We start from the raw sequence: 23,558 nt of genomic DNA on the forward strand, positions 1-23,558 counted from the left end.
ACTGGGAAATACGTATAGGCATCGGTAGGTATACCGATAATTCCCTAGGATCGGGGCGTGCGATTCGGCATCCTGGGCCCGCTCCTGGTGCGTTCCCCCAGCGGCGAGCCCCTGGTGATCGGGGGTCCGCGCCCGCGTGCCCTGCTCGCGCTGCTGCTGCTCGACGCCGGGCGGACGGTGAGCGTCGATCGGCTCGTCGACGGCCAGTACGGCGACCGGCCGCCCGCGGAGGCCGCCAACGCCATCCAGGCGCAGGTCTCCCGGCTCAGGAGGAGCCTGCCGGCCGGCCTGATCGAGTTCCACGGGGCGGGCTACCGGCTGGCGGTCTCGCCGGACGACGTGGACGCGCACCTGTTCGAGCGGCTGTTCCGCGAGGGACGCAGGCTGCTGGCGGCCGGTCGGCTCCCTGCGGCCGCCTCCTCGTTCAGGGAGGCTCTGGAGCTGTGGCGAGGGCCGGCGCTCGCGGACGTGGCAGACGCGCCCTTCGCGGGGCCGCAGGCGCTCCGGCTGGAGGAGCTCCGCCTGTCCGCCGTCGAGGACCTGATGGAGGCCGAGCTGGGCCTGCCCGAGGGCAGCCCGGTGGCCGCGCTGCAGGACCTGGTGGCCGCCCATCCGCTGCGCGAGCGGCCGCGCGGGCTGCTGATGCGCGCGCTGGAGGCGGCGGGGCGGCCGTCCGAGGCCCTGACGGTCTTCGACGAGACGCGCCGCCTGCTCGCCGACGAGCTCGGCACCGACCCTTCACCCGAGCTGGCGGCCCTGCACCTGGCGATCCTGCGCGCCGAGCGGCACCAGGTCCGGCGGGTCGCGCCGCCGGCGCAGCTGAACCGGCTCGTCGGGCGGGAGGAGGAGCTCGCGCGGCTGGCCGCCCTGCGTGGCGCCCGCCTGGTCACGCTCGTCGGCCCCGGCGGCATCGGCAAGACCCGCCTGGCCGTCGAAGCCGCCACCCGCCTCCTCCACCCGGGAAGCGCCACCGCCGGGGAGCTCCGCCGCGCCGGGGCGCGTCGTGCCGGGGAGGCGTGCTTCGTGGACCTGTCGCTGGTGGACGGGGCCGGGCAGGTGGCGGGGGCGGTGCTGGCGGTGCTCGGGCTGCGCGAGCCGGCGCTGCGCGGGCTCCCCGACCCCACCGAACGCCTGGTGGCGGCGCTGGCCGAGCAGGACCTCCTCCTCGTCCTGGACAACTGCGAGCACGTGCTCTCCGAGGTCGCCACGCTGGCCCGCCGCCTCCTCGCCGCCTCCCCCGGCTTGATGATCATGGCCACGAGCCGGGAGCCGCTGGGCATCACCGGCGAGCACCTGGTCCCGCTGGCGCCCCTGCCCACCGACCCGGCCGTCACGCTGTTCGCCGAACGGGCGGCGGCCGTGCGGCAGGAGTTCGCGGTCGGGCCCGGCAACCTGGACGCCGTGCTGCGGATCTGCGCGGCGCTGGACGGCCTGCCACTGGCCATCGAGCTGGCGGCGGCCCGGATACGTACGTTCGGCGTGGAAGAGATCGCCACCCGGCTGGCCGAGCACGACAGGTTCCGGCTGCTGTCGCGCGGCGACCGGACCGCCCCTACGCGGCACCAGACGCTGCGCGCGGTCGTGGAGTGGAGCTGGAGCCTGCTCGACGCCGAGGAGCAGGCGCTGGCCAGGCAGTTCTCCGTGTTCGCCGGCGGCGCGAGCCTGGAGGCGGTGGAGCGCGTCTGCGGCGCGGACAGCGCCGACCTGCTCGCCGACCTCGTGGACAAGTCGCTGGTCGAGACCGACGGCGAGCGCTACCACATGCTCGACACCATCCGCCTGTTCTGCGCGGAGCGGCTGGCGGAGGCGGGCGAGGAGGAACGGCTGAGGGCGGCCCATGCCGCCTGGTTCCTGGAGTTCGCGTACCGCGCCGACGGCCACCTCTACAGCGCCGAACAGCTCCAGTGGCTGGCCCTGCTCTCGGCCGACGACGCGAACCTGCGGGCGGCGCTGCGGTGGAGCGTCGAGCACGACCCGCCGGCGGCGGCGCTGCTGGTGGAGGCGCTGGCCATGTACTGGTGGCTCAGCGGGCGGCGGGGCCAGGCGACCCGGCACGCCGTGCGGCTCCTCGACGCGATCGGCCCCGAGCTCGGGGAGGAGTACGCGCTGGTGGTGCTGCACGCCGTACCCGACGCCGGGTCCCCGCACTGGGAGCGGGCCCGGACGGTCATCGGCTCGCTCGACCGGCCGATGCGGTCCCGGTTCGGCCCTGCCCTGTGGGGGATGCTCGCGGGGCCGCCCGCCCCCGGGGAGACGCCGGCCGTACGCGTGATCGGGTCCGATCCGTGGAGCAAGGCGCTCGAACGCCTCAGCAGCGCGCTGCTGAGGCTGCTGAGCGGAGGCGTCGGAGGCGCGGAGCGGGAGCTGGAGTCGATGCTCGCGGAGTTCGGCGCCCTGGGCGAGCGCTGGGGGAAGACGCAGGGGCTCGACTGGCTCGGGTTGATCGCGAGCTGGCGCGGCGAGTGGGGACGCGCCATGGGGCTGTGGCAGGAGGCGGTCCACCTGCTCGAAGAGCTCGGGGCGATGGAGGAACTGGCGGACGTGCTGCACCGGCGCGCCGAGGCGCGCTGGCGGGCCGGGGACGCCCAGGCCGCCCGTGCCGACTGCGAGCGGGCCGGGGAGCTGGCGCGCCGGCTGGGGCGGCCGGAGCTGACGGCGCGGGTGAGCCTGCGTCTTGGCGAGATGGCCCGCCTTGAGGGTGACCTGGCGGAGGCGTCCCGCTGCCTGGACGCGGCGCTCGCCGCCTCCGAGACCGGGCTCTTCCCGGCTCACGGGGCCAGGTCGCACGTGCTGACGGCGCTCGGCCGCCTGGCCGAGGCGACCGGCGACGCCGCCGGGGCCGCGCGCAGGCACGCGGAGGCCCTGGCCATGACGCTGAAGTCACCGCTGGCCATCGACCTCGCCGACGCCGCGGAAGGGCTGGCGGGCCAGTGCCTCCTGAACGGCCCGGACACCACGACGAGCCGGCGTCCGGGCAGCGCGACGGCAGAAGTCGGGAGTCCGGCGAAGCCGGCGGAGGCAGGCGGGAGTCCGGCGGAACGGGCGGTGGGCCGGAGTCCGGCGGAGCTGGCGGCGGTGCTGCTCGGTGTGGGGGTGGCGCTGCGGGGCATGGCCGTCGCCGGGGATCGGGACGTCGCCAGGGTCGCCGCCGCCGCCACGGAAGTGCTCGGGCCCGAGGGGTTCGCTGCGGCGTTCGCCAAGGGGGCGTCGATGAGCCGGGACGACGCGCTCGCCACGCTCACCGCGACCGCGCACCCCAGCCGCTGACGAGGCGCGCCCCGGCCGCCGAGCCCGCCCCGGGCCGCAGCCGCTGACGGGGCCCGCCCTGGCTGTCAGCCGGTGGTCGCCCGGCTGTCAGCGGCGCTCACGAAGCTGACGGACATGAAGAACACCAACGTCCTCATCTCCGGCGCCAGCATCGGCGGCCCCGCCCTCGCCCTCCAGCTCGCCCGCTACGGCTTCAACGTCACCGTCGTCGAGAAGGCCCCCTCGCTCCGCCTCGGCGGCCAGGCCGTCGACTTCAAGGGCGAGACCCACCGCACCGTCCTGACCCGCATGGGGGTGCTCAAGGACATCCAGGCGCTCCAGACCGGCGGCACCGACCAGGTGATCGTCGACGCGGACGGCCACAAGCTGACGGTCATACCCGGCGAGTTCACCGGCGGCGAGATCGAGATCAGGCGCGGCGACCTGTCCCGGGTCTTCTACGAGAAGACCGCCGCGAGCTGCGAGTACGTCTTCGGCGACTCGATCACCTCGCTCACCGAGACCCCCAGCGGCGTCCACGTCACCTTCGAACGCTCCGCCCCGCGCACGTTCGACCTGGTAGTGGGGGCGGACGGCATCCACTCCAACGTCCGCCGCCTCGCCTTCGGCCCCGAGGCCGACCACGTGAAACACCTCGGCTACCACTACGCCCTGGTCGACGTCGAGGGCGACTTCGGCCCGGTCGCGAAGATGTACAACGAGCCCGGCAGGATGGCCGCCGTCGGCGGGCCGAAGGCGCCCGCGTTCTTCGTCTTCGCCTCCGACCGCCTCGACTACGACCGGTACGACATGCGGCAGCAGAAGGAGCTCCTGGCCCGCGCCTATGCGGGCATGGGCTGGCAGGGCCCGGCGCTCATGGAGGCGATGCGCCGCTCCGAGGACGTCTATCTCGACTCGATCAGCCAGGTCCTCATCGACCGCTACAGCCAGGGCCGCGTGGTGCTGCTCGGCGACGCCGCGTACGGCAACACGCTGGCCGGCTTCGGCACCGGCCTGGCCGTGGTCGGCGCGTACGTGCTCGCGGGCGAGCTCAAGCGGGCCGGCGGCGATCACCGTGTGGCCTTCGCGCAGTACGAGGAGCAGATGCGCGGATATGCCAAGATCGCCAAGAACGGCAACTCGGGCCCCTTCCTCGCCCCCCGCACCCCGAGAGGGATCCGGATGCGGAACCGGCTGTTCAAGTCCAGCTTGCTGCTCGGTTTGATGATGAAGATGACCGACAAGTTCGCGACCAACATCACGCTGAAGGAGTACTGAACCTTTTTCACACCAGCGTCATCCAACCCCGACATGAAGAACATTCACCGGTTTGCCGCCCTGTCCGTGCTGCCCGTCGCCGCGGCCCTGATCGCGCTTCCCGCCCAGGCCGCGCAGGGCCCCGCCTGCCCCGTCCCGACCAAGGCGGAGGTGAAGCGGTCGAACGACAGCAAGGTCGACAAGCCGGCCCGGGGCGCCACCGCCATCAAGGGGGTCCGCGTCAACCACATCCCCAAGGGCTTCACGTACGGCGGCGTCGTCGTCAACAAGCACAACGGCATCACCGAGTACGGCTACCAGTGGGGGGACGACCGCGCCAACGCGGACGACAAGCAGCGGTCGCTGTGGGTCAGGGTCGTGTGCTGGCCGAAGGCGAGCAAGTTGGCGCAGCTCAAGAACGGGCCGTTCAACATGGGGACGTTCTCCGGCGACACCGAGACCGTGAAGATCGGCGGCCGTCAGGTGCTCACCCAGGAGGGCGACGGCGCGCTGGGCGCCGGTCGCTACGCGGGCTGGGTCGAGCGCAAGGGCGTCGTCGTCACCGTGATGGCCAGCACGCCCCTCGTCCCCGAACTGTCGAAGATCATCCAGGGCATCAAGCTCTGAACAGGCCGACCCCGCCCTCGATGCGCAGCTGCGGGGTGCCGTCCAGAAGGGGAATGTCGGGCTCGTCGTCGCCGATGCGCCAGTCCTGAACGGGCACCAGGCCCGGCCCGATCAGCTCGAACCCGTCGAACAACCGCAGCACCTCATCCCGCGTCCTGAACTGCGCCTGCGCGGGGGTGCCGGCCGTCGCCATCATGAGCTGCGCGATGGCCTCGGGGGCGCTCTCCATCATCGCGTGGGAGGCCACCAGGTAACTGCCCGGCACCATGCGCTTCCTGAAGGCGGCCACGATGCCGGACGGGTCCTCCTCGTCCATCACGTAGTGCAGCACCCCGACCATCAGCACGCACACCGGCTGGTCGAAGTCGATCAGGCCGGTGACGCTGGGGTCGGCGAGCACGTCGTAGGGGCGGCGCAGATCGGCCTGGATGCTGGCGACGCCCGGCGAGTCGGCGAGCAGCACCTGGGCGTGCAGCCGCACCACCGGGTCGTAGTCCACATAGACCACGCGGCAGGCCGGGCTCACCGAGCGGGCGGTCTCGTGGATGCTGGGCGAGGTCGGGATGCCGGTGCCCAGGTCGAGGAACTGCCGCAGGCCCCGCTCCGCCAGATGGCGGACGGCCTCGATCTGGAACCTGCGGTTTGCCCTGGCCACCAGACGGGTGTCCGGGGCGACCGCGAGGAGCTTGTCCGCCACCGCCCGGTCGATCGCGACGTGGTCCTTGCCTCCGAGCAGATAGTCGTATATCCGCGCCGAGCTGGGAACCGTCGGGTCCACTCCGGGCGGAACGCGTTCTAGCTCGGACACCGGGGGCCGTCTCCTTCCGCGCGTACGACTCGAACGCCATACTACTCGGCGCTCCCGCACGTCACACGGAAGATTGACCAGCCCCCTTCAACAAGATCGGCAAACCGAACAGAACAGGTTCTCGCCTACCTGCCGAAGCGGGCCAGGAGCCCCTCGGCGGCGGCGAAGCCGGCGACCACGTCGGCCGCCGCGCGCCGCTCGCGCACCATCCCCACGGCCTGCCCCGCGTAGATGCAGGCCGTGTCGAAGTCCCCTTCGGAACGCGCCGCCGCCTGCCGGGCAGGGGCGTCGTCGTCGGCGGCCAGCTCGTCCTCCCGCCCGGCCCACTCGTCGAAGAACGCGTTGCGCAGGGCCCGCCCGCCGAACTCGGCCGGCCAGTCCAGCCGCTGGGCGATGTCGAAGACCCGCCCGTACGCGGTGCCCGTCTCCCCGGCCGCCAGCAACCGCTCCTTGGCCGCCTCCGAGAGGGACGTCTCCGCGCACCCCATGAAGGCCGTGCCCACCCAGGCCCCGGCGGCGCCGGCGGCCAGCACGGCGGCGAGCCCGCGCGCGGTCGAGATGCCGCCCGCCGCGAGCACCGGGACGCTCACCGCGTCGAGCACACTCTCCAGCAGCGGCAGCGTGCCGACCGCGTCGCGCCCGTGACCGCCGGCCTCAGATCCGCGCGCCACGACCGCGTCCACCCCGGCCTGCTCGGCGGCGCGGGCCTCGTCGGTGGTGCCCGCCTGGGTGACGACCGTGATGCCCGCCCGCCGGAGCTGCTCCACATACCGCTCGTACGGCCCGAAGCTCACGGAGACGATCGTGGGCCGGAGCTCCAGCACGGCGTCGAACTGGGCCGGATTGCCGGGCAGCGCCCAGGCCATGAGCCCGACCCCGTACGGACCGCCGCCCGCGACGGCGGCCTCCTTGGCGATCCACTCCCCCGTGGCCGCGGCGGCGACCCCGATCATGCCGAGCGCGCCCGCCTCGGAGACGGCGGCGGCCAGCCGGCCCCCGCCCACCCCCGCCATCGGCGCGCCCACCACGGGCACCCCCAGGCCGAACCGTTCAGTAAGCCATGTGCGCAAGGTCATCTCCCCCTGGAAAACCCCTGTTGGGACCAGTCTTACACGGCCATTGCGACCTTCGTTCCGGAAATACAACCGGATGACCGATGCGCTCACGGCACACACCTGTGCATCCTGGTGGGGAACGGCTTTCGTTCCGCAGCGGAGAGGAGTCACGAGGGCATGGACAACGCGGCAGGCCGCCCGACCGTGATCTTGGATAATGGCGTCGTCGGCAGGATCATGCTGGCTCATCCGTCCAGGCGCGACCTCGTGCTCGTGCTCGGCATGGACGGCACCCTGCTCAGCTGCCAGCTCGACGACATCGCCTGCGTGGTCGGAGGCAAGCCCCTCTGCCGCGACGGCTGACCGGGGCCGAGCACGCCGGGCGAGGCGCACCAGGCGCGCTAGGCGTCGGTCACGATGCTGCCGATCAGGCTCACGGCCGCAAAGTCGTTGGTCAGGCGGTTCTTGGTGAGCGCGAACGCGGTGCCGGTCGCCGTGTCGGCCCAGGCCGCGCTGCCGCCAGCCCCCGGCACCCCGAACACCGTCGGGCTCGCCTCGGCGGTCGAGCCCGGACCCCCGATGCCGTACCCGAGCCCCCAGGTCGTCGGCATGCCGAACACCTCGTCGACCCCGCTGGAGGCCACCGCCGTCACCTCGCGCAGCCGGTCGGGCGAGATCAGCCGCGTCCCGTCCACCTCGCCGAGCAGCGCGGCGTACATCCGCGCGATGGCCCGGGCCGAGGTCTTGCCGCCCGCGGGGATGTCGGAGGACAGGTAGTCGCCGCGGTTGCCCAGCTCGGCGGTCGGCATCAGCGTCATCGGCCCCGCCTTGAACATCGGCAGGTCCGCCGGCAGCTCGCCCCACGCCGACGGGTCCGCCGGCGCGTCCTCCAGCCTGGCCAGCCGGTGGTGCTCCGTCGCCGGCATCCCGAAGTAGAGCTCGCCGGCCACGCCCAGCGGGCCCGCCACGTCCTCCAGCAGCACCTGCGAGATGGGCTTGCCGGTGACCCGCCGGACGATCTCGCCGACCAGGAACCCGAACGTGTACGCGTGGTAGCCCACCTTCGTGCCCGGCTCCCACCACAGCTCGGCGTCCTCCAGCGCGGCGACCATCTTGTCCCAGTCGCAGACGTCCTCCGGCGTGGTGTCGAGCGGCACCCCCGGCACGCCCGCCGTGTGCGACAGCACGTGGCGCACGGTCACCCCCTGCTTGCCATGCCGCCCGAACTCCGGCCACAGCTCCGCCACCGGCGTGTCATAACCGAACAGGCCCCGCTCGGCCAGCACATGAGCGACGGTCGCGGTGGCGCCCTTGCCGATCGAGTAGTTGTAGAAGGGCGTGTCGGACGTGACGGCCCGCCCGGTCGCCGGGTCGGCCACGCCTGCCACCACATCCACGATCTGAACGCCGTCCCGGTAGACGGCCACCTGGAGCCCGCGCTCCTCGCCCGACTCGACGAGCCTGTCGGCGGCTTCCTGCACCCGCTGCTGAAGATCACCCATGATCAGTTTATCCCTTTTCGTCGTAAGAACTAGACGGTACCGTACTCGCCTAAGTACGGAACTGTCTAGTACTCTGATTCCGTCGGAAGGCGAAGGGATGGTCATGGCACCGGAAGAGGACGGCCGCACGGCACGCAAGCGCAGGCAGATCATGGAGGCGGCCCGGCCGGTGTTCCTGCGCAACGGCTACGTGGGCGCGAGCATGGACGAGGTGGCGGCGCTGGCGGCGGTCTCGAAGCAGACCGTCTACAAGCACTTCACCGACAAGGAGCAGCTGTTCACGAGCATCATCCTCGACACGACGACCCAGGTCGAGGGGCTGGCCAGGCTCATCACCGCGGCGCTCGACGACAGCGAGGACCTGGAGAAGGACCTCGGCGAGCTGGCCCGGCAGTTCCTCGGCGCGCTCATGCGGCCCGACGTGCTCCGCCTGCGCCGGCTGGTGATAGCCGAGGCCGACCGCTTCCCCGACCTCGGCCGCACCTGGTACCAGCAGGGCTTCGAGCGCTCGCTGGAGACCCTGGCCGCCGCCTTCGGGCGTCTCGCCGACCGCGGCCTGCTCCGCCTGGACGACCCCGAGCTGGCCGCCCAGCACTTCGTGGGCCTGCTGCTGTGGATCCCGGTGAACAAGGTCATGTTCTGGGGCGGCGGCGACCACTACACGGAGGCCGACCTCGAACGGCTCTCCGAGGCCGCCGTCGCGGCGTTCCTGCGTGCGTACGGGGCTGCCAGCTCAGGTACTTCCCGAGCCCGCCGGTCAGCCGCGCAGGCGTAACCAACCAAAAGAGACCTCTGCGACCGCAGAGGTCTCTTTGCGCGGGTTGGTCAGAAGTCGAATTCTCCGAGTTTCGCGCCGCCCACGAAGGCGCGGAAGACACCTCCGCGTACGATCACTGGAGGGACGTCGGGCTGCTCGGAATCCCGGATCGCGTATCGGTCGCCGCTGAGCTTGGCGGCATAGAGGCAGTCCCCTCCGTTCGGGCCGGAGAGCGTGGACTTTGTCCACTGCGCGGCCTCCAACTCGGCGCGCAACTCGTCACTGATCTTCATACTTCGCTGCCACCTCACGTACTAGTCGCTGGCTCACGTGCATGGGATGTGCCCATTTGTGGATTGCGTCGTATATGACGTTAACGCCCCTTACCATCTCCTCGCGAGCGGATACGGCACCCTGCACGGCGTCTTCGAGGTAGACGTGGTCCTGCATGTCGCACCCCTGGGCGAGGGCGAAGCCTCCGAGCACACCTGCCGTGGCGCCCACTTCCAGGGGCACGATCTGGAACGAGATGTTGGGCCGCTCGGCCATTTTCAGCAAATGCTCCAACTGCTCGCGCATCACGTCCTTTCCGCCAACCGGCCGAAGGAGCACGCATTCGTCGAGCAGGGCCCAGTACATGGGTGGATCCTCGCGCTCGAACACCGACTGTCGCCGAAGCCGCGTCTCGACGGCTTCTTCGACCCACTGCTCGGTGGCCCTTGGTGCGACAGAAAGCATGGCCCGCGCGTAGCGAGCCGTCTGGAGGAGCCCTGGGACCACGAGCGGTTGCCAGGTTCGGATGGTGTGTGCCCTTTCCTCCACCTTCGGCCACTCGCTGAACCACTTCGGAGTGGACATGACGGTTGTGTTGGGCAGGAGCCCGAAGAGTTCCCCGTTCAGCCCCAGGACCGCCTCGGCCGCCAGGGTGAACTTCTTGCTCGGCCTCCGCTTACCCCGCTCGATCAGCCCGACCAGGCTCTCGCTGCAACAGAGCAGCTCGCCGAGCGCCGTTTGCGACAGGCCCGCCGCGTTCCGGGCCTTCTTCAGTGTCTCGCCGTACACCTCTGCCATGCCACGCCCCTTTGCAGGACCCCGGACAAGCGCCAGCGCGTCTGTCCGACCACGGACCGTGACGTACCGATTACAAGATAGCCCTGCGGCGGCACTCTGGGGAGTGCTTCCAGACACATGCTCAGCCTGTTGTCCGAGCCAAATATCGGCGCAACAGAACAAAGGCGGTGATTTTGTGCGGGCAAGAATCACATCAGCAGAGCTCGCCGATGTCGTCCTATGGCGCGATACGACGCTGCGCCGCAACGACAAGACGTCGTGGCAGGCGCGGCAGGCGACCGGGCTTTGGCTAACCGACAGCCCTCCATCGGTCCGCTCCGACGCGCTCCAGATCGTCTCCGAACTGGTGGCCAACGTCATCCAGCACGTCCCGGGCGGCAGGCGGCGCGACTGGGTCAAGGTCCGGCTGGGCTTCGGCGACGGCTTCGTCCGCCTTGAGGTGATCGACCCAGGCACTCCAGAACCGGAGCCATGCTTCGTCCCTCGCCAGTTGTGCCCCATGGAGGAGTCGGGTCGCGGCCTCGGCATCGTGACCCGGCTGAGCGCCAGATGCGGCACGCACGTCACCGAGGAGGGCCATCGCGTCGTGTGGGCCGACATCTCAGCGAGCATGCCGTGACGGCGACCGGGAGATTTCCCGGTTGGGAGATCATCGAAGGCGCCGGAGGCGGCTACATCGCCATCCGCACCGTTCTGGTGCCCGAGCACAGCCCACTGTCCAACGTACGCTGCGGCGCGACCCTGCCGGAGTTGTTCGAGCATCTGGAGGAGGAAACGCGCGGCAGTCGTGCTGCCCCTCGCAAGACGCTCGCTGGGGAGCCGGCTCACCGCCGGTCGTTCGGGGCGGTGTGAGCACATCGCCCCGAACCGGGTTACCTGCCGCAGTTACCCCACTTGTCGCGACCGCCCTTCCCCGCCCAGGCGGGGGCAACGCTCTGGATGGTGCCCGAGTACTTGACGCACAGGCCGCGCGCGAACAACTTCACCGGCTTGGTGTGCCTGCTGTAGACGCCCAAGGTCGTCCCGGAGGAGGTCAGCGGAGGAGTGGTGGTCTGGATGGTCAGCGTGGCGCTCATCCGGGCTTTGGCGTGGTCCGTGTCGAACAGGGTCCGGAACGTCACTGCGCAGTTGTAGCCGGTCCTCCTGTTGTAGAGCAGGAAGACCTTGCCGAGCTCGACGCCCTGCCTGTCCTTGATCGTCCGGACGCCGTCCTTCACCACGCGGAAACCGTTGCCGCAGACGCTCTGCGGCGTCTCGGTGGCCGCCTGCGCGGGCGCGGCGGTGGCGAGCGTTCCGGCGGCAAGGAGGGACGCGGCGACGATCGTCTTCGCGGACATGAACACGTGGGTTCCCTTCATAGATCGAACACCGGATTAGAGAGCGCGTCCGATCAAGAAGTTCACTGTGTCACTGGAGTAGTACTAGCTCAGGAACTTCCTGAGCCCGGCGGCCAGGGCGACGGCCATGCGCTCGCGGAAGCCCGGACTGGACATCTTGGCCGCGTCGCCGCGGTTGCGCATGTTGCCGCACTCGATGAACACCGCGGGCCGCACCGAGAGGTTGAGCCCGCCCAGATCGGTGCGGGTCTGCAGGCCGTCCACGCCGGTGTAGTCGGCGTACGGCAGGCCCGTGCCGTCCCGGTAGGCGTTCCTGATGTCCACCCCGAGGCGCTGGGACGGCTTGACGATCTGGTCGTTGTGCCCGGAGACCAGCCCCGGCAGGATCACGTGGAAGCCGTGCCCGCTCGGCGTGGCGCCGTCGCCGTGGATCGACAGGACCGCGTCCGCCCTGGCCTCGTTGCCGATGGCGGCCCGCTCGGTGATGCACGGGCCGACGCCCTTGTCGTCGGGCCTGGTGAGCACGACCTTGGCGCCCATCTTCTCCAGGATCGGCTTGAGCCGGTTGGCGACGTCCCAGGTGAAGGCATGCTCGGGGAATCCGGCGTTCGTCTGCGTGCCGGTCGTGTTGCAGGGCTTCTTGCCGGTGATGATGTCGACCGGCCGGTTGATCTCGGCGGGGTGCGCGGCGTTGCCGCCGTTGTGGCCGGGGTCGATCACCACGATCTTGCCCGCGAGCGCGCCGCCGCCCTGCGACCGGCCGGCGGATGGCTTCGCGGGCAGCGCCACCTCCTGCGAGACGGGCACGGCGGTGCCGCACGCGGTGGTCAGCGCGGCCAGCGTGACGACCGCCACGAATCCGGTCCGGTACGCCCTCATGATCCCGACCGTACCGGGTGCCGCACGGCAAACCCAAGACCCGTTTGACCTGCGTCTTCGTGTCGCAGCGAGGCTTTACCCCGGAGCCAGGGATTCCTTCGCCAGAGAGCCGGGCGGGTAGACGTTCGCGCGCCAGGTGGTCGCAACCGCGCTCGCGCCGGCCGTGACGAACTTCGCAGCGCCGCTCAACGTACCCCAGGGTGATCCGCTGACGTGGATTCTGCCCGGTGTTTACGGGGTAGCTGCGGTAATTGGGGTGATATGGGCGTTCATCCTGCGTGCCGGACAACCTGCCGTTTGATCCCTGGTCGGGATGGGCGCCAAGGCGGCGACCGCCCAGGACGGCGTGTGACGAGACGAGAGGGGCCTGGGCGATGAAACAGCAGACGTGGGCGATGCGGCCGGTCATCCGCCATGCGACCGCGGACGACGCGGGGCGGGTGGCGGAGCTCATCGCGACCGCGTTCTCCGGGCTGAGGGTGGCGCACTACCTCGTGCCGGAGCGCAGGGAGCGGCACCGGGTCATGACGGCCAACTTCCGGATCCTGGTCGACCACGCCGTCGAGCACGGAGAGATCCACCTCATCGACGACGGGCCCGCGGTCGCGGTCTGGTTCCCGCGCACCGCGCCGCTGCCCGGGCCGCCCGACTACGACCGCCGCCTGGCCGAGACCACGGGCGAGTGGGCCGAGCGCTTCCGCGTGGTCGACGAGTTGTTCGAGGCGAACCATCCGGTGGAGCCGTACCACCATCTGGCCTTTCTGGCGGTCCACCCGGACCGCCAGAACGAGGGGCTCGGGTCGGCGCTGCTGCGCTACCACCACGCCCGGCTGAGCGGCGTGCCCGCGTACCTGGAGGCCAGCGACCCGCGCAACCGCGACCTGTACGCGCGCCACGGCTACCGGCAGGGCGAGCCGTTCGCGCTGCCGGACGGGACCCTGTTCTGGCCGATGCGTCGCCCCGCCTGAAAGTTTCACAGTTTCCGCAGGCCGTTGACGGGACGGCGACGAGAAAGGAGGATCGGAGAGCCCCGATTGGGAGCGCTCCCACCCCCCGAAGGACCTCCATGACCCGAAGCCGGGCCGCCTTACTGGCCCTCCTCACCATGGTCGCCCTGTCCCCCGCCACGACCGCGCTGGCGGACGAGGGACCCGAGCAGATCGTGAACGGCACCTTCGACGCCGGCACCGCCCCCTGGTGGAGCACCGGCAACACCACCCTCGCCATAGACGCGGGCCGGCTCTGCGCCGACATCCCCGGCGGCACCGCCAACCCGTGGGACGTGATCATCGGCCAGAACGACATCGCGCTGGTAGCGGGCGAGACGTACGCGTACCGGTTCAGCGCCTCGGCGGTCCCCGCCAAGGTCGGCAAGGCGCTGATCCAGCTCCCGGTGGACCCGTGGACGCAGTATCTGTCGGCGAACCCCGAGCTGAGCGTCTCGGGCGGCGACTACTCCTACACGTTCACCGCCCCCGTTTCGCTGCCGAACTCCCAGGTCGTCTTCCAGCTGGGCGGCAGCGCCGAGCCATGGAGGTTCTGCATGGACGAGGTGTCGCTCAAGGGCGGCGCGGAGCCCGAGGTGTACGAGCCGGACACGGGCCCGCGCGTCCGCGTGAACATGGTCGGCTACCTCCCCCAGGGCCCCAAGAAGGCCACCGTGGTCACCGCCGCGACCACGGCCCTGGACTGGGAGCTCAGGAACGCCGACAAGCAGACGGTCGCCAAGGGCAGGACCACCCCCAGAGGCGTGGACGCCAGCTCCGGCCAGAACGTGCACACGCTCGACTTCGGCTCCTACCGCGAGCCCGGCACGGGGTACACGCTGACGGCCGACGGCGAGACGAGCCGGCCCTTCGACCTCGCCGCGGACATCTACGACCGGCTCCCCACGGACGCGCTGAAGTTCTACTACACCCAGCGCAGCGGCATCGAGATCCTCGACAGCCTCAGGCCCGGCTACGCCCGGCCCGCCGGGCACGCCGGCGTCGCGCCGAACCAGGGCGACGTGAGCGTCCCGTGCCAGCCCGGCGTCTGCGACTACTCGCTCGACGTCAAGGGCGGCTGGTACGACGCCGGCGACCACGGCAAGTACGTCGTCAACGGCGGCATCTCGGTCTACCAGCTCATGGCCGCGTACGAACGGGACAAGGCGGCCTTCAAGGACGGCCAGCTCGCCATCCCGGAGAGCGGCAACGGCCGGCCGGACATCCTGGACGAGGCCCGCTGGGAGCAGGAGTTCCTGCTGAGCATGCAGGTGCCGGAGGGCAAGCCGTTCGCGGGCATGGCCCACCACAAGATCCACGACCGGAACTGGACGGGCCTGCCGCTGCTGCCGCACCTGGACCCGCAGCCGCGCGAGCTGCACCCCACCTCCACGGCCGCCACGCTCAACCTCGCCGCCACGGCGGCCCAGGCGGCCAGGCTGTTCGCGCCGTACGACCCGGCGTTCGCGGCCAGGAACCTCAAGGCCGCGCGCAGGGCGTGGGCGGCGGCCAAGGACAACCCGGCCAGGTACGCCGACCCGAACGACGGCACCGGCGGCGGCGCCTACAACGACGGCGACGTGAGCGACGAGTTCTACTGGGCGGCGGCGGAGCTGTTCATCACGACGGGCGAGCGGGAGTTCAGGGACTTCGTGCTGGCCTCGCCGCACCACACCGGCGACATCTGGCGTGACCGGGGCTTCGACTGGGGCAACACCGCCCAGCTCGGCCGCCTCGACCTGGCCACGGTGCCCAACGCCCTTCCCGGCCGGGCTCGGGTGCGACAGTCCGTGGTCGAAGGGGCCGAGAAGTATCTGGCGATCCAGCGGGCGCACCCGTACGGGCTGCCGTACGACCCGCCGGACTTCGACTGGGGCTCGAACAACCTGGTGCTGAACAACCTGGTCGTCCTGGCCACCGCGTACGACCTGACGGGCCACGAGAAGTACCGCTCGGCCGTGCGCGAGGGCATGGACTACCTCCTCGGCCGCAACGCGCTCAACCAGTCGTACGTGACCGGCTACGGCGAGGTGGCCTCGCACAACCAGCACAGCCGCTGGTACGCCCACCAGCTCGACCCGGCGCTGCCCAACCCGCCGCGCGGCACGCTGTCCGGCGGCCCCAATTCGGGCATCCAGGACCCGCTCGCGCAGCGACTGCTGAAGGGCTGCAAGCCGCAGTTCTGCTACATCGACGACATCGAGTCGTGGGCGACGAACGAGCTGACCATCAACTGGAACTCCCCGCTGGCCTGGGTCTCCTCGTTCCTGGCCGACAAGAGCGGGCGGACCGGCTGCCGGGTGCGCTACACGGCGCACGGCTCGGGCACGTTCACCGGCCAGATCGCGATCGAGAACACCGGCGGGCAGACCATGGACGGCTGGACCCTGCGCTGGTCCTTCCTGGGCGGCCAGCGCGTCCGGCAGGACTGGGGCGCGCAACTGTCGCAGTCCGGTTCGGTGGTGACGGCCAGGAGTTCCGGCCGGATCAAGCCGGGCAGATCCGCGACGTTCGGCTTCGTGGCCACGAACCCCTCGGGCCCCAACCCGTCCCCCGAGGTCTTCCACCTGAACGGCGACCGCTGCGGGTGACCCCGCCCGCCCGGCGGTCCCAGCACGGGGGCCGCCGGGCGTTGCGGACGCTCCGTTGAACGGAATAATCTGGGCCATGCCCAGGGGAACCTCAGAAGTGAGCGAGCCGATGTTCTTCGTGCTCGCAGCCCTACGCGCCGGCCCGCTGCACGGCCACGCGATCAGCAAGTCGATCAAGGAGCTGTCGGGTGGCCGGGTCCAGCCGTCGGTCGGCACCCTCTACGGCATCCTGGAGCGCCTGAACGAGCGGGGCGTGATCGCCGTGGACCGGGAGGAGACGGTCAACGGCCGCAACCGCCGCTACTTCCGGATCACCGACGAGGGACGCACTCTCGTCGAGGCCGAGGCCAGGCGCATGCACGAGGCCGCCGCGCTCGTGCTGCGCCCCATCACATGACCGCTACCGCACCCCGGCCCATGACCTCGCTCGAACGGCGCTACCGCCGGCTGCTGCTGGCGTACCCGAGGCAGTATCGCGCGGCGCACGGCCCACTTGATGGAGACCCGGCTCAGTCCGGGGCCCAGTACTTCACCATGATCTTGTCGAGGTGCTGCACGACCGGCTGCCAGCTCGGCGGGAGCGTGTAGCGGCTGACGCTATGCTTCTTATAAACAAGCGTGTACTTGAGGAAGTCCGCCCCCGGCGGGTTGCCCTCGGACCGCCCGAGCTTGAGGCTCTTGAGGTACGTGCGCAGCTTGCGCTCCTCCTTGCCGGTGAGGCACTTGTCGACGGTCGGCCCCGTACGGCGGCTGAGCCGCACGCAGCCGTTGCCGTAGACGATCACATGGTCGTTCAGCCCCGCGAACCCGCCCTGTTTCCAGTATTCGACCAGCACCTTCTTCGGCGCGACGGCCGCCTGCGCCGCAGCCGAGACCGGGGGCACGGCCGCGGGCACGGTCAGGGCCGGCAGGAGCACCGGCACGAGCACGATTCGCCACATCTTCTTCACACCTACTTTGACGTATGGCAGCGCCGAACGGCTCAGCCGAACTGGTCGGCGTTCTCCTTGGTGGCCGCTTTCACGGGGATGGCCACCGTCTTCGGGACGCGCTCCCCCTTGGCGGCCTTCACGGCGGCGTCCACCGCCTCCTGCCCCAGCAGCCCGGGCTGCTGGGCGACGGTGGCGGAGAGCGTGCCGGCCCGCACCGCCTTGATCGCGTCGGGCGTGCCGTCGAACCCGACCACCTTGACCTGCCGCCCGGCCCGGGCCCCCAGGGCCTTGATCGCGCCCAGGGCCATCTCGTCGTTCTCGGCGAACACGCCGGCGAGGTCGGGGTGCGACTGGATCAGGTTCGTCATGACGTCCAGGCCCCTGGTCCGGTCGAAGTCCGCCGGCTGCCGCGCCACGACCTTGATGTTCGGGTACGCCGCGACGCCCTCGGCGAACCCCTTGCCGCGGTCGCGCGCGGCGGAGGTGCCCGGCACGCCCTGGAGCACGGCCACGTTCCCCTTCTCGCCGAGCAGCCTGGCCAGCTCCTGGGCGGCGAGCCGGCCGCCGGCCACGTTGTCGGAGGCCACGGTCTGGGCCACCGCCGCGCCGTTGACGCCGCGGTCGGCGGCGATCACCGGGATGGCGAACCGGTCGGCCGCCTTGACCGCGGGGGCGGCCGCGTCGGAGTCGACCGGGTTGATGATGATCGCCTTCATGTTCTGGCTGGTGAAGTTCTGGACCTGGTTCACCTGCTGCGAGGCGTCGTTCTGGGCGTCGGTGACGGTCAGCGTGACGCCCAGCTTCTTCGCCTCGGCCTGCGCGCCGTCCCGGAAACGCACGAAGTACGGGTTGTTCAGCGTCGACACCGACATGCCGATCTTGACGTCGCCCGCGTCTCCCCCGCCGCCGCACGCGGTCAGGCAGGCGAGCGCGGCACCCGCGATGAGCATCCGCATGATCTTTCCCCCTAGGTGGTCGCCCTGCGCCGCAGGGTGTCGACGAGCACCGCCAGCGCGATGACCACGCCGATCACGACCTGCTGCCAGAACGCCGAGACCGACAGCAGGTTCAGGCCGTTGCGCAGGACGGCCAGGATCAGCGCGCCGACGAACGTGCCGAGCGCCCGCCCCTTCCCTCCGGACAGGCTGGCGCCGCCGATCACGACGGCCGCGATGGCGTCGAGCTCGTAGCCGGCCGCCGCCTGAGGCTGCGCGGAGGCCAGGCGGCTGGCCAGGACGATCCCGGCCACCGCCGCGAAGCCGCCGGCCAGCGCGTACGTGACGATCTTCTGCCGGGAGACCCGGATGCCCGACAGGCGGGCGGCCTCCTCGTTGCCGCCGATGGCGTACATGGCGCGGCCCGCGTACGTGCGGTTGAGTATCACGGCCGCGATCACCCCCATGACCACCATCACGATCACCGGGACCGGCAGGAAACCGCCGATCGTGTCGCCCAGGTGCGAGACGGCGTCCGGCATCGGGATCGGGCTGCCCTCCGAGATGACCAGGGCCAGGCCACGGGCGATGCCGAGCATGGCCAGCGTGGCGATGAACGGCGGCAGCTTGCCGTACGCGATCAGGACCGCGCTGACCAGCCCGCACGTCACCCCGACCGCCAGGGACACCAGCGTGGCCAGCGGCCACGGGAGGCCGGCGACGGTGGCGGTCCAGGCCAGGACGATCGCGGAGAGCGCGGCGACCGAGCCCACGGACAGGTCGATGCCGCTCGTCACGATCACGAACGTCTGCCCGAACGCCAGGATCGCGGTGACGGCGGCCTGGACGCCGACGTTGAGCAGGTTCGTCACGCTCAGGAAGTCGGGAGACAGCAGCGACAGCGCCACGACCAGCACCACGAGCGCCGCCAGCGCGCCGTTCTCGGCGAACCACGCGGCCACCGGCGACCGGCGGCCCAGGAGCACGTCACTCCGCACGAGGACCCTCCACCTCAGCCACGGCCAGGCTCATCACGTCGTCCTGCGTGGCCCCGGCCGCGCGCAGCTCGCCGACGAGCCGGCCCCGCGCCATGACCAGGATCCGATCGCTCATCCCGAGGACCTCCGGCAGGTCGCTGGAGATCATCAGCACCGCGTCCCCCGCCGCCGTCAGCTCGTTGACGAGCTCGTAGATCTCGACCTTGGCGCCGACGTCGATGCCGCGCGTGGGCTCGTCGAGGATGAGCACGCGCGCGTCCGCCGCCAGCCACTTGCCGATGACCACCTTCTGCTGGTTGCCCCCGGAGAGCGTGCGGACCTCCTGGTCCAGCCCGGTCATCCGGACGCCGAGCCGCTCGGCCGCCTTCGCGGCGGCCGAGCGCAGCCTGGAACGCTCCACGAACCCCGCCCTGGTGGCCTCGCGCATGGTGACCAGGCTGAGGTTCTCGGCGACGTCCGCCCGCAGCACCAGGCCCTGGCCCTTGCGGTCCTCGGGGACGAGGCCGAGCCCCGCCTCCATGGCGGCGGGCACGTCGCCGGGCGGCAGCCGCGTCCCCCGCACGGTGACCTCGCCCGCGTCGTAGCGGTCGGCCCCGAACACCGCCCGCGCCACCTCCGTGCGGCCCGCGCCCACGAGCCCGGCCATCCCGACCACCTCGCCGGCCCGCACCTCGAACGACACGTCGCGGAACGCGCCCCCGCGGGTCAGCCCGGACACCTTGAGCAGCGGATCGCCCCGCCTGGCCGGCCGCCGCGGGTACTGCTGATCGACGGGACGCCCGACCATGAGGGCGACCAGCTCGTCCCTGCCGGTGTCCGCGGGCACCTGGGCCACGGACCTGCCGTCGCGCAGCACGGTCACCCGGTCACCGAGCTCGGCTATCTCCTCCAGGTGATGGGTGATGAACACGACCGCCACGCCCTCGTCGCGGAGCTGCCGCACGATCGTGAACAGCCGGGCGACCTCGCCGGTGGTGAGCACGGCCGTGGGCTCGTCCATGATCAGCACCCGGGCGTCCAGGGCCAGCGCCTTCGCGATCTCGATCATCTGCATGCGCGCGATGCCCAGCCCGGCGACCGGCGTGCGCGGGTGCGCGTCCACACCGACCCGGTCCAGGAGGCCCTGGGCCTGCCGCTCCATGCGCCCGGTGGCCACGAACCCGAACCTGCGCGGCGGGCGGCCGAGCGCGAGGTTCTCGGCGACCGAGAGCTGAGGGACCAGGTTGAACTCCTGGTAGATGGTGGAGATCCCCAGCCGCCGCGCGTCGCCCGCGGTGCGGAGGCGCACCGGGTGGCCGTCCATCAGGACGCGGCCCGCGTCGGGGTGGTAGGCGCCCGAGAGAATCTTGATCAGCGTGCTCTTGCCCGCGCCGTTCTCGCCCAGCAGGACGTGCACCTCGCCGGTGCGCAGGCTCAGGTCCACGCCGTCGAGGGCGACCACGCCGGGGAAGGTCTTGCGCAGCCCCTCGGCCTTGAGAATCTCCTCGTTCACGTGGTGGTCCCTATCCGCTCACGAGGCCGCCGAACCCACTGAAAGCCCAGGTCAGGGTTATTGTCCCGCTGGCTGGGGAGTGAGGATGGGATGACGTCCCACGCCTCGCGGCTCCGCATCGGGGTGCCCGCTTCCCTGTCCGGGAAGCACGCCCGTTTCGGCGGGCAGGTCCGGATCGGCCTGGAAGTGTGGCAGTCCCTCGACCCGTCCGTGGAGCTGGTCGTCGAGGACGACCACAGCGAGCCCGGCTCCCTGGACGTCGTGCTCCCCCGGCTGGCCGGGCAGTGCGACCTCCTGCTGGGGCCGTACTCGACGCAGCTCATGAGGCGGGCGGGGCGCATCGGCGCGGCGCTCGACCGGCTGATCTGGAACCACGGCGGTTCGGGGGACGACGTGCAGGCGGCCAACCCCGGCTACGTCGTCTCCGTCCAGACGCCGGCCGGCCGGTACGCCGAGCCGTTCGTCCGCCATCTCGCGGAGAGCGGCGACCTCAGCCCGCTCCGGATCGTGTGCGGCAAGGGGCGCTTCGCCCTGCAGGTCGCGGAGGGCGCCGCGCGGGCCGCGCACGAGGTGGGCATCCCGGTGGTCCTCGGCGGCCTGGTGGACGACTCCTGGAATCTCTTCTGCGCCGGTTCCTTCGACGAGGACGTCGAGGTGGTCAGGCGGGCCCACCGCCCGCGGGTCGTCTGCGCCGTGGCCGCGGGGGTGCGGGAGTTCGGCGCGTCCGTCGGCGATCCGATCGGGATCTACGGCGTCGGCCAGTGGTTCCCCGGTGGCGGGGGCGAGGTGGCCCTCGGGGTCTCCGAGGCGGAGTTCGTCGCCGCCTACGAGAGGAGGACCGGCGTGCCGCCGAACTACCTCGCCGTCCAGGGGGTCGCCGCCGCGATCATCGCGACGCACTGCGCCGTCCGGGCAGGTGGCACCGGGCGGGAAGAGCTGTGGTCGGCCGCCGCCGGCCTGGAGACGGCCACCCTGTTCGGCGACTTCGCGATCGACCCGGGCACCGGCCGGCAGACCAGGCATCGGGCGGTGCTCACGCGGTGGGAGGAGCAGGGCCCCGTCAGCGTCTGAGGGGTATATCCCCGCCGCCGGGGCGAACCCGGCAGCGGGGGGCGGCGAGGCGCTTCGTTCTCCCCCTGCTCGCCGCCTCGGCAAGGGAAGGTCACGCGGCGCCGGGCGTCACGATGGCGATGCCCAGGCACATCTCGTCGCTGGTCCCGTCGCCCCACACCACGTACCGGGGCGGCAGCTTCTGCAACTGGGGCAGCTGGGCGCGCAGGCCCGCGTCGTGCGTGCACGTCACCCGTACGACGTCGCCCCGCCTGACCGTGACGGGCTTGGGCAGGACCCGCAGCGCCTGGTCGTCGAAGTTGTACTCGGGCACGTCCAGGAGCGTCTGGGCCTTCGCGGTGCCGGGGTTGAGCTCGACCTTGATGGAGCGGCCGAGCAGGTGCATGTGACCCGCCATGGCCTGAACCGTGGCGGCGCCCTCGACGGGCATGTCGCAGTGCTGGGTCGGCCCCGGCTTGGTCGGGCCGCAGTACTTGCCGAGGATCGCCACCTGTTTCGTGAGCTCCTCGCCGAACCTGGCGCCGACGTCCTTGACCGCGGCGGCCCGGTCGCAGAGCGGTCCCGACTCCTTCGGCGTGCAGGGCAGCTCGACCGGGGCCTGGAACAGGGCGGTCTCCAAGGGCTGCAGGGTCCGGTCCGTCACGCGGAGGCGGATGCCCGAGCGGTCGGTGCCCGGCTTGCCCTCCACGCCCAGCAGGTTGTAGTGGACCTGCATGACGAGCCGGCTGCCCGGCGGCAGCTCGTAGCCGTACTTGGGGTTGAGCAGCGTCTCGCTGGTGCCGGGGGCCCAGTGCGCCACCCACGAGGAGTCGCCGACGCCGTCGTCGCCGAAGCACGTCCAGCCCTGGCCGGGGGTGCGCTCGTCGATGGCGCGCGCCTGGGCGGCGTGCTCGGGGGCGATCCTGAAGAAGATCGCGTGGTGGACGAGGTCGAGGTTCTGGGGCTGGAACTGGGTGCCGGTCAGGTACACCTTGCCCGCCAGCTTGGGGTCGATGAGGAAGCAGCGGTAGTCGTCCGTGCCTCCGTTGGGCGGGTTCGGCGTGTACGGCTCCGCCATCGTGAGGTTGACGAACCGTTCACCGGCCCGCAGCGGGGCCGCCGCCGCCGTGGCCTTGGCGGCGTGTCCGGTATGACCGGCCTGACTGGCCGGGGTGACAGTGCCCCCGGCCCCGCACGAGGCGAGCAGGACGACCGCGAGAAGGAGCGCGGCCGTCCGGGCGAGTCGATTCATATGTCAACACTCGCCCGCGAAGCGGCTCCGGGCATCCTTCCACAGGACTCTTCCGATCGTTCCCTGGGAGGACCCCGGCATCCGACCCAGGTCTCCCCTGGGACGGGACAGGCTCAGTCCGACCCGCTCAGCCAACTCTGGGCGAACGTACGGATCTCCTCGTCCTCCGCGTTGACCGCGTGCTCAAGTAGGCCCGTGTCCTCCTCGGACAGGCGCCCGGCGGCCGCCGCGGCGAAGAGCCGGGCCGTCGGGTCGGGCCCTTCGAGCCGGGCGAGGACCTCGCGCGGGTCGGGCTCCTCGAAGTCCAGGCGGATCAGCCACTCGGCCAGTTCCTTGACCGGACCGGCCGCCAGATTCGCCGCCCCGGCCACCAGTTGGTCCGTCGAGGCGGCAGCCAGGAACCCGAGAACCCGCCAGCGGACGCCGGTGTCGTAGTCCGTGCTCAGGTTGATGACCTGTGCGATGGTCGGGCCGTGCCGGGCCTCGCCGTTGACCAGGACGACTTCGACCGCATAGAACCGCACCTGGGCGGACGGGTGGGCGAGCAGTGCGGGGATCTCGTCCATCATCGGGGCGGCGAGCTCTCCCAGCTCCGACAGCAGCCAGGTCGCCGTCCGCACGGCCGAGTCGTCGCCGCTGTGGAGGAGCCCGGCGAGGTTCCCGACGGGGTATCCCTCGTACAACTCGCTCAGCAGGTCGTTGGCCGCCGGGCCGACGACGTCGTCGGCGTGCGAATGCGCGCGGATGCGCTGGATCAGGTCGTCGCCTGCTTGCGTCTGCATC

Annotated in this window: 24 protein-coding genes; 11 read left to right on the forward strand and 13 right to left on the reverse strand. The window is 71.3% G+C overall.

The window, feature by feature from the left end; all coding sequences use genetic code 11:
* Nucleotides 1–57: 57 nt before the first annotated feature.
* The 3 genes from ACIBQ1_RS25145 (at nucleotide 58) to ACIBQ1_RS25155 (ending at nucleotide 5,130) form a co-directional block, all read left to right on the forward strand.
* Nucleotides 58–3,267 (forward strand): BTAD domain-containing putative transcriptional regulator, encoded by a 3,210-nt coding sequence (locus ACIBQ1_RS25145; protein ID WP_397281144.1) that lies wholly within the window; start codon nucleotides 58–60, stop codon nucleotides 3,265–3,267.
* A 114-nt stretch (nucleotides 3,268–3,381) separates the two neighbouring features.
* Complete coding sequence (locus ACIBQ1_RS25150; protein ID WP_397281146.1) at nucleotides 3,382–4,524, forward strand: FAD-dependent monooxygenase; 1,143 nt, start codon at nucleotides 3,382–3,384, stop codon at nucleotides 4,522–4,524.
* 33 nt (nucleotides 4,525–4,557) lie between these two features.
* Nucleotides 4,558–5,130, forward strand: a complete 573-nt coding sequence (locus ACIBQ1_RS25155; RefSeq protein ID WP_397281148.1) for a hypothetical protein — start codon at nucleotides 4,558–4,560, stop codon at nucleotides 5,128–5,130.
* Here the strand turns inward: ACIBQ1_RS25155 and ACIBQ1_RS25160 are convergent.
* Together ACIBQ1_RS25160 and ACIBQ1_RS25165 are read right to left on the reverse strand one after the other, a co-directional pair.
* The gene (locus tag ACIBQ1_RS25160; RefSeq protein ID WP_397281150.1) at nucleotides 5,120–5,938 is read right to left on the reverse strand and encodes an SAM-dependent methyltransferase; all 819 of its coding nucleotides are present in this window, start codon (nucleotides 5,936–5,938) and stop codon (nucleotides 5,120–5,122) included. The two genes, ACIBQ1_RS25155 and ACIBQ1_RS25160, sit on opposite strands and share 11 nt — an antisense overlap.
* A 125-nt stretch (nucleotides 5,939–6,063) precedes the next feature.
* Nucleotides 6,064–7,008, reverse strand: a complete 945-nt coding sequence (locus ACIBQ1_RS25165) for an NAD(P)H-dependent flavin oxidoreductase (protein ID WP_397281152.1) — start codon at nucleotides 7,006–7,008, stop codon at nucleotides 6,064–6,066.
* A gap of 162 nt (nucleotides 7,009–7,170) precedes the next feature.
* Here ACIBQ1_RS25165 and ACIBQ1_RS25170 point away from each other — a divergent pair, with 162 nt between their 5' ends.
* Complete coding sequence (locus tag ACIBQ1_RS25170) at nucleotides 7,171–7,356, forward strand: hypothetical protein (protein WP_394497995.1); 186 nt, start codon at nucleotides 7,171–7,173, stop codon at nucleotides 7,354–7,356.
* Nucleotides 7,357–7,394: 38 nt separating this feature from the next.
* Here the strand turns inward: ACIBQ1_RS25170 and ACIBQ1_RS25175 are convergent, their stop codons facing one another.
* On the reverse strand, nucleotides 7,395–8,495 hold the full coding sequence (locus ACIBQ1_RS25175; RefSeq protein ID WP_397281155.1) for a serine hydrolase domain-containing protein: 1,101 nt from the start codon (nucleotides 8,493–8,495) through the stop codon (nucleotides 7,395–7,397).
* Between the two features lie 103 nt (nucleotides 8,496–8,598).
* On the opposite strand from ACIBQ1_RS25175, the gene ACIBQ1_RS25180 reads away from it, so the two are divergent.
* A complete protein-coding gene (locus ACIBQ1_RS25180) occupies nucleotides 8,599–9,270 on the forward strand; it encodes a TetR/AcrR family transcriptional regulator (protein ID WP_397281157.1) in 672 nt (223 codons plus the stop codon).
* Nucleotides 9,271–9,320: 50 nt separating this feature from the next.
* On the opposite strand, the gene ACIBQ1_RS25185 is transcribed toward ACIBQ1_RS25180, so the two are convergent.
* Complete coding sequence (locus tag ACIBQ1_RS25185) at nucleotides 9,321–9,545, reverse strand: DUF397 domain-containing protein (RefSeq protein WP_397281159.1); 225 nt, start codon at nucleotides 9,543–9,545, stop codon at nucleotides 9,321–9,323.
* On the reverse strand, nucleotides 9,532–10,323 hold the full coding sequence (locus tag ACIBQ1_RS25190) for a Scr1 family TA system antitoxin-like transcriptional regulator (protein WP_397281161.1): 792 nt from the start codon (nucleotides 10,321–10,323) through the stop codon (nucleotides 9,532–9,534). The genes ACIBQ1_RS25185 and ACIBQ1_RS25190 overlap by 14 nt, the downstream gene beginning before the upstream one ends.
* A 175-nt stretch (nucleotides 10,324–10,498) precedes the next feature.
* Here ACIBQ1_RS25190 and ACIBQ1_RS25195 point away from each other — a divergent pair, with 175 nt between their 5' ends.
* Nucleotides 10,499–10,942 (forward strand): ATP-binding protein, encoded by a 444-nt coding sequence (locus tag ACIBQ1_RS25195; RefSeq protein WP_397281163.1) that lies wholly within the window; start codon nucleotides 10,499–10,501, stop codon nucleotides 10,940–10,942.
* Complete coding sequence (locus ACIBQ1_RS25200; protein ID WP_397281165.1) at nucleotides 10,939–11,175, forward strand: hypothetical protein; 237 nt, start codon at nucleotides 10,939–10,941, stop codon at nucleotides 11,173–11,175. Before ACIBQ1_RS25195 ends, ACIBQ1_RS25200 begins: the two co-directional genes overlap by 4 nt.
* 20 nt (nucleotides 11,176–11,195) lie before the next feature.
* Here ACIBQ1_RS25200 and ACIBQ1_RS25205 read toward each other — a convergent pair whose 3' ends face one another.
* The gene (locus ACIBQ1_RS25205) at nucleotides 11,196–11,660 is read right to left on the reverse strand and encodes a hypothetical protein (protein ID WP_397281167.1); all 465 of its coding nucleotides are present in this window, start codon (nucleotides 11,658–11,660) and stop codon (nucleotides 11,196–11,198) included.
* Nucleotides 11,661–11,744: 84 nt separating this feature from the next.
* Complete coding sequence (locus tag ACIBQ1_RS25210; RefSeq protein WP_397281169.1) at nucleotides 11,745–12,539, reverse strand: N-acetylmuramoyl-L-alanine amidase; 795 nt, start codon at nucleotides 12,537–12,539, stop codon at nucleotides 11,745–11,747.
* A 374-nt stretch (nucleotides 12,540–12,913) separates the two neighbouring features.
* Here ACIBQ1_RS25210 and ACIBQ1_RS25215 point away from each other — a divergent pair, with 374 nt between their 5' ends.
* The 3 genes from ACIBQ1_RS25215 (at nucleotide 12,914) to ACIBQ1_RS25225 (ending at nucleotide 16,513) form a co-directional block, all read left to right on the forward strand.
* Nucleotides 12,914–13,507: a GNAT family N-acetyltransferase gene (locus tag ACIBQ1_RS25215; RefSeq protein ID WP_397281171.1), complete on the forward strand. Its 594-nt coding sequence runs from the start codon at nucleotides 12,914–12,916 to the stop codon at nucleotides 13,505–13,507.
* Nucleotides 13,508–13,605: 98 nt separating this feature from the next.
* On the forward strand, nucleotides 13,606–16,116 hold the full coding sequence (locus ACIBQ1_RS25220) for a glycoside hydrolase family 9 protein (RefSeq protein ID WP_397281173.1): 2,511 nt from the start codon (nucleotides 13,606–13,608) through the stop codon (nucleotides 16,114–16,116).
* 76 nt (nucleotides 16,117–16,192) lie between these two features.
* On the forward strand, nucleotides 16,193–16,513 hold the full coding sequence (locus ACIBQ1_RS25225; RefSeq protein ID WP_397281174.1) for a PadR family transcriptional regulator: 321 nt from the start codon (nucleotides 16,193–16,195) through the stop codon (nucleotides 16,511–16,513).
* A 112-nt stretch (nucleotides 16,514–16,625) separates the two neighbouring features.
* Here the strand turns inward: ACIBQ1_RS25225 and ACIBQ1_RS25230 are convergent, their stop codons facing one another.
* The 4 genes from ACIBQ1_RS25230 to ACIBQ1_RS25245 are packed head-to-tail and all read right to left on the reverse strand — an operon-like array spanning nucleotide 16,626 to nucleotide 20,473.
* Nucleotides 16,626–17,057, reverse strand: a complete 432-nt coding sequence (locus ACIBQ1_RS25230; protein WP_397281176.1) for a hypothetical protein — start codon at nucleotides 17,055–17,057, stop codon at nucleotides 16,626–16,628.
* A gap of 41 nt (nucleotides 17,058–17,098) precedes the next feature.
* Nucleotides 17,099–18,004: a substrate-binding domain-containing protein gene (locus tag ACIBQ1_RS25235; RefSeq protein ID WP_397281178.1), complete on the reverse strand. Its 906-nt coding sequence runs from the start codon at nucleotides 18,002–18,004 to the stop codon at nucleotides 17,099–17,101.
* 11 nt (nucleotides 18,005–18,015) lie between these two features.
* A complete protein-coding gene (locus ACIBQ1_RS25240) occupies nucleotides 18,016–18,981 on the reverse strand; it encodes an ABC transporter permease (RefSeq protein ID WP_397281180.1) in 966 nt (321 codons plus the stop codon).
* Complete coding sequence (locus ACIBQ1_RS25245) at nucleotides 18,971–20,473, reverse strand: sugar ABC transporter ATP-binding protein (RefSeq protein ID WP_397281182.1); 1,503 nt, start codon at nucleotides 20,471–20,473, stop codon at nucleotides 18,971–18,973. The genes ACIBQ1_RS25240 and ACIBQ1_RS25245 overlap by 11 nt, the downstream gene beginning before the upstream one ends.
* 90 nt (nucleotides 20,474–20,563) lie before the next feature.
* Between ACIBQ1_RS25245 and ACIBQ1_RS25250 the strand changes: the two genes are divergently transcribed.
* Nucleotides 20,564–21,544: a hypothetical protein gene (locus tag ACIBQ1_RS25250; protein ID WP_397281184.1), complete on the forward strand. Its 981-nt coding sequence runs from the start codon at nucleotides 20,564–20,566 to the stop codon at nucleotides 21,542–21,544.
* A gap of 91 nt (nucleotides 21,545–21,635) precedes the next feature.
* Here the strand turns inward: ACIBQ1_RS25250 and ACIBQ1_RS25255 are convergent, their stop codons facing one another.
* Both ACIBQ1_RS25255 and ACIBQ1_RS25260 read right to left on the reverse strand, forming a co-directional pair.
* Entirely contained in the window at nucleotides 21,636–22,775 is a 1,140-nt protein-coding gene (locus ACIBQ1_RS25255; protein ID WP_397281185.1) for a monooxygenase, read from the reverse strand.
* 113 nt (nucleotides 22,776–22,888) lie between these two features.
* On the reverse strand, nucleotides 22,889–23,557 hold the full coding sequence (locus ACIBQ1_RS25260) for a hypothetical protein (protein WP_397281187.1): 669 nt from the start codon (nucleotides 23,555–23,557) through the stop codon (nucleotides 22,889–22,891).
* Between the last annotated feature and the right edge of the window lies 1 nt (nucleotide 23,558).

This window comes from Nonomuraea sp. NPDC050153, assembly GCF_044460125.1.
Lineage (GTDB): Bacteria > Actinomycetota > Actinomycetes > Streptosporangiales > Streptosporangiaceae > Nonomuraea.